Genomic DNA, 8,857 nt, shown 5'->3' with positions numbered 1-8,857 from the left:
CTGCTGCCGGATTCCTGAACTGTTCAGCTCACGCCGCCGCGTCCTTGGCCCCTCAGCGGTATGCGGTCAGGCGTGGATTACAGAGCTCGTGCGTACCCGCCCTCTGAACGGGTACGGATCTTCAATGCCTCATCGACCAGCCGCCGCCGCAGGCACTCTTGATCACTGAGTGACCCTTCGGGAAAACATGCCTAGGCGCAGAGATTCGTTGCATTCAGAAATCCGCTCATCACCAGGCCAGACGCCATGATAGGGTGCTGAAGAATTATCTTTACTGCCCTTAGATGAATACGGGCATGTCGCTCTTCTCCCTCATCAATGAGATGGCCATGACTCCCGATCTTTGGGAGATGGGACATGGTCAGGACTTTGAGCGCCGCGAACTCGGCCTAGGCTGGACGTACTACGGCCTCGCTCGAACCCTGCGTCCACGACTTGCCGTGATCATTGGCTCTTGGCGAGGATTCGTTCCTCTCTTGATCGGCCGGGCGATTCAAGACAATGACAACAGGGGTCGCATTCTGTTCATTGACCCTTCCTTTGCTGACGACCACTGGAAAGATGGGCGCGCCGACAAATACTTTGCCTCCTACGGAATTACCTGCATCGAGCATCGCCAGCAGACCAGCCAAGAAGTGGTCCAAAGCGCGGACTTTATGCAGCTTGAAGTTGATTTTCTATTTATTGATGGCCTACATACGGAAGAGCAGTGTCGCCTTGAATTTGAGGCATTTCTACCGCAGCTCGCACCAGGAGCAATTGCTCTGTTTCACGACAGCCACAGTCAGATTCTTTCAGAAATCTACGGCCCGGAAAAACGGTATAAGCATACGACCTGGCGTTATGTTGAAGAGCTTAGAGGACATGCTGATCTGCAAGTATTTGATCTCGCCATCGCTCAAGGAGTGACACTTGTGCAGCGTCGGCCTCGACCCCTTGAACCTGTTGGACAGTGATCCACGTCCGTGCCCTTGCCAACTATGAAGGCTGCAGTCCGGTGAGTTCGTTGCCCACGGCCGTCCTGCAGGTGGAGGCAAGACGAGATCACCTATTCGGACTGTTTAGAATGCCGACGCATCAGCGACTGCGGGAGTTGCTGCGAGAACTTCCTGAACCCGACTCTCTCCTCGGCAGCTTCAAAGATCCGCAGGCGTCCGATGAAAGCGAAAATACCAATGAGTTTGACGAAGCAAAAGCTACAGCCACACCCGATAATACGTCCCCAGGATCCTCCCTGGAGGTTACTGGAGATGTAGAACAGGTGCCCGATCTTGAATCGTGGTTGCTGCGTTGGGTCGATGCCCTCCAGTTCCGTGCAGGCATGGTCCGGATCGAGGCGCCACGCAGCCTGGGAACTACCCCAACCGCCCAAGAGGATCATGCACAGAACACCTTGCGGCTAAGGATTGGCATCGATCTCGTGGGTGGTTCACTTCAGCAACTGCTCGCTGGCTTGGCATGGTCCGGCATGCTCTGGGAGTGGGCTCTAACTGATGGTCCGCGGCAGCAGCGGCGGACTCTCGTGACATCAGCCCCCCCCAGCCGTCTCCGGCCCAAGGCCTCTCTCCTTGCGATGGCTCGCGCAGCTTTGAGACTTGGCGTCGATTGGCACGTCGAAGATCTCGTCAGTTTCACACCCATGCTGGTCATCGGGCGCGGACGTGGACTTCGCCGCATCTCCCAGAAGATCACTGAGAGTACAAGTGCTTGGGGTCTGCATCTCTCCAAGCAGAAAATGCAAACCACCAAGCTACTCTTACAAGCTGGTCTGCCAGTCTTAGGGGGGCGGCTGGTCACGACGCTTCGCCAAGCCGTCGATCTGGCTGAGAAAATGGGCTATCCCGTCGTAACCAAGCCGGCTAATTTAGACCAGGGAATGGGTGTAGTCACAGGTATCCGAAGCCGAGAAGATCTGCTGAAGGCCTACCGGCGGAGCGAGGCTGCAGGAACTCCCGTACTGCTTCAGCCCCACATCAGGGGGCGAGATTATCGATTCTATATCGTGAGGGGGAGGCTGCTCGCGGCACTGGAAAGGATTTCCGCGCAGGTCTACGGAGATGGACGTAGCAATGTCCGGCAACTAGTGGAAGCGGCGAATCGTGATCGCGGGAAAAACCCCATCAGCGTGGAAGGGGAGCAAAGCATCCACTTCAACCCGATAAAACTTGACCACGAGGCCAAGCACCTTCTCATGGCCCAGCATCTCTCGCCAGAAAGCGTCCCTGAAGACGGACAGGTCGTACGGCTGAGTCCTATAGCCAATTTCAGCACGGGTGGAACCGTAAGGGAGTGTCTTGCTGAGGTGCATCCTGACAACCGAAGGCTGCTTGAGAAGGTATCTCGGATCTTCCACCTGGATATTGTCGGTATCGATGTGATTTCCCCGTGCCTGGATATTCCCCTCAGGATTAGCGGTGGCGTGATCTGCGAGGTAAACGGGATGCCGGGCGTCCTCCCACATCAGCTGGCCCAGCCGAATCGCGATCTGATGGTTGAAACTCTGGCTACCCTGCTGGAAGATCTCGATCGGCCGCCTCTCGTCGTACTACAGGGTGGGGAGGAAGCGCGCGCTGTGATCGCGGAACTCGAACGAGATCTCTCCCCTGTCTTTCCGCAGTTGGCGGTGGTCGATCAAGACGGTTGGCGCCAGGGAGGTGTCTTCTGGAGCGATGATGATGCCCGTTCTTTTTCCGGTCAGCGTCGTGCGCTCAGGGATCCGGACACCGATGCCTTCCTTATTGAGCTGGAAGTCGAGTCCGTCATGAAGCACGGCCTCGCCTGGGTCAAGGCCGATGTTCTTGTACTGCTCGATGGAGGCCCTTCAATGCCTCTCGCCTGGGATCAGTGGCTCTCGACATGCTCACAGGTAGTAGTGGCCACTCCTACTCGCGCGCGCCACTTGCCCTGTCAGGAGCGAGTGGTGTCCGTCACGGAGGCAGCAAACGTCAGTTCTCAAGTGATGGATCAGCTACGCAGTCTCGGCATCATCGCATGAGATTCAGCAATGCTGACCAAACAGTTTTTAGGGGGGGGGGATTGCTGCGGCATTTTCAGCTAACGGAAAAAGCGGGGATGCAGACTGAGTAAAGCTGGATCATGCGGGTTATGACGTAATCAAACAGCCCCTGTACACCAGTTGTGGCCACATATTCCTAGAAATCATGGTTGAAGGCGATGATTGAATCAGGACACTGCAGCAGGATACATTCTGACTGGCCGAATTGCCTTCAGTCCAGGGCGGCAAAGATCGGAGCAAGCTCAGGGAAGGTTGCCGACACACATTCGCCTCGCACGGTGTCGAGCAGCTCGCATTCCCGGCGAAATTTCGGCAGCAACGCGCTTGAGTCCTCTCCGTCCATTTGTTCGATCACGGCGCTGATCTGGCGGCGCTGATGTGCGACCCCGGCCGCATCGTCGTCGGCGTGCTCGCCTATCCAGGCAAGATGCGCGCGCAGCCGATCACGTGCAAGGTCCTTCAGGGCAGCAGGCAGTACGCAAATGCTGTAGTGGCGCGGAACCTGCAGCATATGCAGTCGGATCACCTCCAGGCCGAGGCCGAACTCGACATGAAGAAATCGCTGCAGCTCCGCCAAGTGCAGGACGTTAAAGATCGAGACCGTGGTCAAAGTGCGTCGATCGACATGAGGGCAGTGACGCCGCACGGTATGCAGGTTGGCGACGAAGCGGTCCCAGTCCAGATCCTTGCGGATGAGTTCACCTCGAGCGCCCATTGCGTCGACGCTCGCGAACAGGCGCACGTTGGGGAAGTGCCGCCAGGCGTCGAGGATCCCCGTACCATGATTTGCGAGTTCAGAAAGATTGCTGCTGTACTTAAGCCGCACATCCGTGCGACCGTGCGTAATGAGGGTGCGCAGAAGACGAAAGTGCTCCTCCATGATCAGTGGTTCGCCGCCGGCGAAATAGATCTCCTCGACAGCGGGCAAGAAGGACTCGAGCTCGCCCATGAGCCTGTCAATGTCGTCGTCTGCCCGGATGATCGCCTGGTCGCCGAGCTGGCGGCCGAGCTTCACCGCGTCAGCGAACCAGCGGGAGCTTGCCCCGTGCCAACAGCTGCGGCAACGGAAATTGCAGATGTTGGAGAAGCGGATGTCCCAATAGATGGGTCGGGCATCAGGTGCATGACCGTCAGGCCGGGTTGTCAGAACCGCGTCGACGTGACCCGCCAGCTCGCTGTTCATAGCCTGGCGGATGCTAAGGGCGCCGCGGCTCTCACGATCGACGCAGCGCCAGCAGCCAGGCACGGTCTCGCCTTGCAACATGCGCAGACGGAGGTCGCGCATTGCTGGACCGTCCAGGATCGAACGCAGATCGTCGCGACGGACGTCGCCCAGCTCTCCCTCGAAATCACAGCAAGCGGCTACCTTCCCGTCGGTGCGCACGTGCAGACTCATCCAGGGCAACATGCAGAACCCGGGGGTCCGCTCAAGAAGCTTGGCGCCGGCTCGAACTGCGGCGTCATCAATTTTGTGATTTATCTGCATCCTCGATTCACGACCAGAAGTTCTGGGTGAAAATCGTAGCCGGTTTCCACGCAACATGGTCATTAGCGGCCAGATTCATGGCGAAAATACCGGGAACTTATCCAGTTTCAGTACGCCGCACTATGCGCGCGCTGTCATGCTCAATACACACCCTCTACAATATCGCTATCTGCAACCTTCCTGATTACACGGTAAGGGTCAGGCAATGTTCCACTTTGGCATCAAAGCACTGGAGGCTGCCATCGATTGATAGGCTGCACTTTACGAAAGCCTATAGATTTTGAATAACCGCACGTCTGAAACCTACTCGGGGATCTACCCTAGGTAGCTGCAAAACTGAGGCTGAACCTTGACGCAACCACTGGAGGGCAGCAGCTGCACTGGTGCTTCGGCATAGACCCAAGATAGGGCATCACCCCCCATCCAGGGCTGCCTTGTACTGAATTCCAGCAGCCGTGGACGACCAAGTATTGGTGACCAGTCTGGGCCAAATTCATCAGAAAGGCCTGGGCCAGCAGGATCAAAGCATCGAGGAAACCAAACCTTTACTACGTGGGCGAGGAGCAGTTGCCGCAGTCGATCAGAATTCATCAATCATCAGGCAATTATGAGCCTGCCTCAGGCAGAAGCAGTGCTCTTGTCGAGACGTCGGCTGTTTGATCCAACTAAAAATTCGTGTGCTGCGCGCCGGATGCAAGCAGGGGGTTGATGTCATGCCCGTAATTCCATCTACGAGCTGAACACGTTTCGATTAGCGACTTGGAGCTATTGGGCTTTTCTTGCCCATATATTATAATTGCTGACAAAACAGCCACCGCTTGTCCAAATAGCGGAATCCATGACATCAAAGATGCAGCGCTCACCGGGCCATGGCATTGTCGCAAAATAAAAAATATCAGTGCGCTGAAATAGAAGGCAAGTGGCCAGCGATAAGTGGAACAAAGATGGCTCATAGATTGGCCGAATGGTGTTAATTTCTGCAGATCTCCTGACTGATCTGAAGCGGGTGCTTTGCCAGTGGGAACCCACCGAGCGCGATTGGGCCCCAGAAACTCAGCAATCCCCCTTAGGTCGCACCAGTTTGCGAAGTTTCCCAATAGAAAGATATCTAGTATGTAGCTTCTTGTTGGCTTGGCCTGGCAAGGGCGCGTATTTGGTCTCTTTATGATTACAAAAACAGGGAGAATCGCTGAGATGAGCAATGATGAGAGAACGAGGATGCCTGTTCCCCAAACAGACTGTGGGAGTAGGATCAGAAAGAATGGAAATAATGATAATGCTCGCATGCCTATAAGGCGATCCCAAAGATCAACATACCCACCCAGAGTCAACGAACCCTGGCGACTAGAGAGTAGGAACGTCACTTCTTTGAACAGGACCTGCAGTGAGCCATGACACCACCGTACCAACATCGATTCCAGATCGAGCAAGCGCATGGGTGTCCAGAACGCGGCAGGACTCCATATCAGCCGACCATGCATACCCAGTTGATTGGCGCGGATCGTCATGTGCAAGTCTTCGACCAGCAAGCTCCTTCCAAAAAGTGACCGGTTGAGTGGTGCAATCTGTTTCAGCACCGATGTTCGCCAAAGGCAGTTGTGTCCTTGGAAGGATGGCCACCCACCGATGTCAGCGCGTAGGAACTCTTCGTACTTCCAGCGTTCGAGCAGATTTCCTGTTGCGGAGGCCACTCGGCCTAGGGGGTGACTGACTGGGATATTGTAAAATTGCAAAAAGGCAAGGCCTTTGTCTTGTTGAAAGGCCGTAGCATGCATGATCAACAGATCGGCTGGAACAGAGTTGTCAACATCCAGAAAAAGGACAAGCTCTGCACTGATCACCTTAATGGCCAGATCGAGGTTGCCAGCTTTGAACCCCTCAATGCTACAACGATGTAGCAAGCTCACATTTATACCACAAGATTGACGCTCTTCGATATAGTGGCGCAGCCGCTTCAACTCGCTGTGGCCATCTTCGCTATTGTCGGTTACTATGAGAGAGATTTTCGCTTTAGGATACTTCAGCTCAAGCACCGATTCTATGGTCAGCCGAACTACCTCCAAGGGTTCGTTGCGGCAAGGAACCACTACAGCTACAGAGGGCAGCCCATCCGCTGCAGGTTGAGGAGCTCCAGTCGACCAAGGCCGATCGATAGGAAGTTTGCGGAATCCATTATAGATCCACAGCTTGTGAGTCCATGCAAGGAAGCAGGGAGCCAGCATCATATTTCCTAGGAGCAACCACGCAAAAGAAGTGAGAGTGGGAGCGATGGAAAGGCTGGCGAGCAAGGTCCAGGCAAGATGAAAAGCGATGATACAAAACAGCAAGCCAACAGCATTGAAGCGGCGCGGCACTAACTCACTGCAATCGAGATCCGGCTGACTGAAGCGAGGATCGCCGATCGGTAGCCATAGTTTGAGATGTATCAGCAGCACTAACATCAAGGCGAGAGCCGATGTCAGAAGAGGCCAAATCATAAGCGCTGGCCCGCAGAGTCTTTGATTGCTGCCTGTTCATCATCGTCCATCCGTTCCATGAAGTAATGATTCATATGACGTTCCAACGGTTCCTTGCTGGGTCCCCGAAAGCGAAGAAGGCCGGAACTGCTGAGTCCGAGATGCTTGTCGAGGTCAATTCTCATACGCTGCAGTGCCACATGTCTGCCATCATAGTGACGATTTGAGAGAGATCCATGGTGGAGATGAAAAACACGCTGACGCAGAAAGCCAAGTGACTGGCCGCGCTGGATTTGTGAATCACAAAATTTTCGATAGGCGAAATGGTTCACATACGTGAGCCCAGCTCTGCAGCAACCAGCGGCGAGATCATGTCCTCTCCCGAGCAACCCAAACAACAGAAACAGATCTCCACCACCACCGATGAAGCGATCGGGCATGCCTCCCAGCTGATCAAGTGTCTCCCTATGACAAGACAAGGCGAGGCCAGGTGTTGGTATGGACAATTCTCTAAATGCATTCACATCCTCGCACATTGAATACCTCTCACCACTCTCTCCTTGCTGAAGAAGAGCTTTAAAGCGCAGGCATTGATTGCTGATAATCTGATCAAGAATCTCCTTCTCTCCAGCCCCTACGGACATGGCCTTACCCAGGCTGATACATCTCGATGTGTAAGCAGGCTCCTCAGACACACCGATGAATTCGCCGGAGTCAATAGTTGATGGCAAATGGCAGACTTCAGAAAATGGCTGGACCAGCCGATGGGTTTTCAGTGCTGAGACGGCCTGTTCATGCCAGTCGGCATCTTCAAAGATAAGATCTGCATCCATCAATGTCACATGAGTACAGCCCTCGGGGAGTGCCTTGATACCAATGTTCAAGAGCCTCTCCTTCTGCCAGAGAATGCTGCCACCGCTGATCTGCAGAACTTTCAGACCATTCCCTGGCTCGATTTCAAATTGGCCTGACGGACTCCACTCCACCACAAAAAGTGGGATCCTCAATGATCTCTGGAAGGTTTCAAAAATCCGCCGTCGCGACTTCCAACCAAGGGGATTGAAGTAACAGGTCAGGCCCCACATGCCCTGCCTGATCCCGGACGATCCCATCACATCCCCGTGATGCAGTAACCGGCATCCACATAGATCACCTGGCCGGTGATGCCGGAGGCCAGGGGGCTGGCCAGGAAGGCGGCGGTGGCTCCCACTTCGTCCTGGGTGACGGTGCGCTTCAGCGGAGCCTTCTCCTCGACGTTGTGGATCATGTCGAGGATGCCGCCGATGGCGGAGCTGGCCAGGGTGCGGATCGGACCGGCGCTGATCGCGTTCACCCGCACCTGCTTCTCCGGCCCAAGTTCAGCGGCCAGATAGCGCACACTCGCCTCCAGAGCCGCCTTGGCCACACCCATCACGTTGTAGTTGGGGATGGCCCGCTCGGAGCCCAGATAGCTGAGGGTGATCACACTGGCGCCCTCGTTGAACAGGGGCTTGGCCCAGCGGCACAGGGGCGCCAGCGAATAGGCGCTCACCTCCAGGGCACGGGCGAAGCCCTCGGGGCTGATGTCGGAGTAGTTGCCGATCAGCTCCTCCTTGCCAGCAAAGGCGAGGCAGTGCACGAGCACATCAATCGAGCCCCACTGCTGCTTCACCTGCTCGAAAACAGCCTCGATCTGGGCCGGGTCCTGCACATTGAGCGGCTCGAACAGGCTGGGGTTCAGCGGCGCCGTGAGCTCGCGCACCTTGGCCTCGAAACGACCCTTCTCATCCGGTAGGTAGGTGACCCCCAGCTCGGCGCCGGCGGCGGCGAGCTGCTGGGCGATGCCCCAGGCGATCGAGCGGTTGTTGGCGATGCCCGTGACGAGGGCTTTCTTGCCGCGCAGATCGAGGAGCATGGGTA

Annotated in this window: 6 protein-coding genes; 2 read left to right on the top strand and 4 right to left on the bottom strand. The window is 55.8% G+C overall.

Annotated features, from left to right (window positions below; all coding sequences use genetic code 11):
* Positions 1–296 precede the first annotated feature (296 nt).
* On the top strand, positions 297–956 hold the full coding sequence (locus tag CJZ82_RS13520) for a class I SAM-dependent methyltransferase (protein ID WP_158218581.1): 660 nt from the start codon (positions 297–299) through the stop codon (positions 954–956).
* Between the two features lie 50 nt (positions 957–1,006).
* Positions 1,007–2,995 (top strand): hypothetical protein, encoded by a 1,989-nt coding sequence (locus CJZ82_RS13515; protein ID WP_143593673.1) that lies wholly within the window; start codon positions 1,007–1,009, stop codon positions 2,993–2,995.
* Positions 2,996–3,227: 232 nt separating this feature from the next.
* On the opposite strand, the gene CJZ82_RS13510 is transcribed toward CJZ82_RS13515, so the two are convergent.
* From CJZ82_RS13510 to fabI, 4 genes are all read right to left on the bottom strand, one after another.
* Entirely contained in the window at positions 3,228–4,424 is a 1,197-nt protein-coding gene (locus CJZ82_RS13510; RefSeq protein ID WP_255380934.1) for a twitch domain-containing radical SAM protein, read from the bottom strand.
* A 743-nt stretch (positions 4,425–5,167) separates the two neighbouring features.
* On the bottom strand, positions 5,168–6,943 hold the full coding sequence (locus CJZ82_RS13505) for a glycosyltransferase (protein ID WP_158218579.1): 1,776 nt from the start codon (positions 6,941–6,943) through the stop codon (positions 5,168–5,170).
* A gap of 32 nt (positions 6,944–6,975) precedes the next feature.
* A complete protein-coding gene (locus tag CJZ82_RS17970; protein WP_143593672.1) occupies positions 6,976–8,070 on the bottom strand; it encodes a hypothetical protein in 1,095 nt (364 codons plus the stop codon).
* Complete coding sequence (gene fabI, locus CJZ82_RS13500) at positions 8,070–8,852, bottom strand: enoyl-ACP reductase FabI (RefSeq protein ID WP_094556286.1); 783 nt, start codon at positions 8,850–8,852, stop codon at positions 8,070–8,072. The genes CJZ82_RS17970 and fabI overlap by 1 nt, the downstream gene beginning before the upstream one ends.
* Positions 8,853–8,857 lie beyond the last annotated feature (5 nt).

The organism is Synechococcus sp. 1G10 (genome assembly GCF_002252625.1).
Lineage (GTDB): Bacteria > Cyanobacteriota > Cyanobacteriia > PCC-6307 > Cyanobiaceae > Regnicoccus_A.
This window is presented reverse-complemented; position numbering and strand designations above follow the sequence as displayed.

Bases quoted from the DNA above. Each gene is read 5' to 3' on its own strand.
- CJZ82_RS13510 (WP_255380934.1), bottom strand. From the start codon at position 4,424: ATGTTGCCCTGGATGAGTCTGCACGTGCGCACCGACGGGAAGGTAGCC.
- CJZ82_RS17970 (WP_143593672.1), bottom strand. From the start codon at position 8,070: ATGGGATCGTCCGGGATCAGGCAGGGCATGTGGGGCCTGACCTGTTAC.
- fabI (WP_094556286.1), bottom strand. From the start codon at position 8,852: ATGCTCCTCGATCTGCGCGGCAAGAAAGCCCTCGTCACGGGCATCGCC.
- CJZ82_RS13520 (WP_158218581.1), top strand. From the start codon at position 297: ATGTCGCTCTTCTCCCTCATCAATGAGATGGCCATGACTCCCGATCTT.
- CJZ82_RS13505 (WP_158218579.1), bottom strand. From the start codon at position 6,943: ATGTTAGTGCTGCTGATACATCTCAAACTATGGCTACCGATCGGCGAT.